Origin of the sequence: Acinetobacter sp. WCHAc060033 (genome assembly GCF_004209125.1) — a bacterium.
GTDB lineage: Bacteria > Pseudomonadota > Gammaproteobacteria > Pseudomonadales > Moraxellaceae > Acinetobacter > Acinetobacter wuhouensis.
The window spans coordinates 1-1,349 of record NZ_SGSW01000143.1; the positions used below are offsets into that span (position 1 = coordinate 1).

Here is a 1,349-nt window from a genome sequence, read left to right on the forward strand (position 1 = left end):
GGATTTTTGTATTTCGGCTTTAAATGAAGCGATTGAAAAATATGGTCGACCTGAAATATTTAATACAGACCAAGGCAGCCAGTTTACCAGTGATGCATTTATTGATGTATTGAAATCAAATGGCATTCAAATCAGTATGGATGGTAAAGGTCGATGGGTAGATAATGTGATGGTTGAACGATTATGGCGGAGCGTTAAATATGAAGAGGTGTATCTCAAAGCTTATAGCAGTGTCACAGATGCGAAAAAGCAATTAAGTGCATATTTTGAGTTTTATAATTTGAAACGACCTCATTCGAGTCTAGACAAAATGACACCAAATGAGTTTTACTATGATCAGCTACCCCAACAAAACAAGGTGGCTTAACTAGAGCGGAATATCACTTATAAATACGCTTTTAGTTGTTCAAACAAGTGGGACCACCTCTCTCGCATTTGCGGGGTTTTTAATGCTGAATAAAAGGAAAACTTGATGGAATTGCCCAATATTATTCAACAATTTATTGGAAACAGCGTTTTAGAGCCAAATAAAATTGGTCAGTCGCCATCGGATGTTTATTCTTTTAATCGAAATAATGAAACTTTTTTTCTTAAGCGATCTAGCACTTTATATACAGAGACCACATACAGTGTCTCTCGCGAAGCGAAAATGTTGAGTTGGCTCTCTGAGAAATTAAAGGTGCCTGAACTCATCATGACTTTTCAGGATGAGCAGTTTGAATTAATGATCACTAAAGCGATCAATGCAAAACCAATTTCAGCGCTTTTTTTAACAGACCAAGAATTGCTTGCTATCTATAAGGAGGCACTCAATCTGTTAAATTCAGTTGCTATTATTGATTGTCCATTTATTTCAAACATTGATCATCGGTTAAAAGAGTCAAAATTTTTTATTGATAACCAACTCCTTGACGATATAGATCAAGATGATTTTGACGCTGAATTATGGGGAGACCATAGAACTTACCTAAGTCTATGGAATGAGTTAACTGAGACTCGTGTTGAAGAAAGATTGGTTTTTTCTCATGGCGATATCACGGATAGTAATATTTTTATAGATAAATTCAATGAAATTTACTTTTTAGATCTTGGCCGTGCTGGGTTAGCTGATGAATTTGTAGATATATCCTTTGTTGAACGTTGCCTAAGAGAGGATGCCTCGGAGGAAACTGCTAAAATATTTTTAAAGCATTTAAAAAATGATAGACCTGACAAAAGGAATTATTTTTTAAAACTTGATGAATTGAATTGATTCTAAGCATTATCTAAAAATACTTAATTGTCTTTTAACGTCGCTAAATTTTAAATAAATAAGTGAAGAGTGTTAGTGGAGCCACTGATTTAAAGTT

Annotated in this window: 2 protein-coding genes; both read left to right on the top strand. The window is 34.2% G+C overall.

All coding sequences use genetic code 11. From position 1 onward, the window contains the following. Positions 1–367 (top strand): integrase core domain-containing protein (locus tag EXE10_RS20955; RefSeq protein WP_165383064.1); only part of this gene is annotated, 367 nt, incomplete at its 5' end. Between the two features lie 105 nt (positions 368–472). Beyond that, positions 473–1,252, top strand: a complete 780-nt coding sequence (locus EXE10_RS20960; RefSeq protein WP_014386410.1) for an APH(3')-VI family aminoglycoside O-phosphotransferase — start codon at positions 473–475, stop codon at positions 1,250–1,252. The last annotated feature ends 97 nt before the right edge of the window (positions 1,253–1,349 follow it).

Coding starts and splice junctions, on each gene's coding strand:
- EXE10_RS20960 (WP_014386410.1), top strand. CDS start 473: ATGGAATTGCCCAATATTATTCAACAATTTATTGGAAACAGCGTTTTA.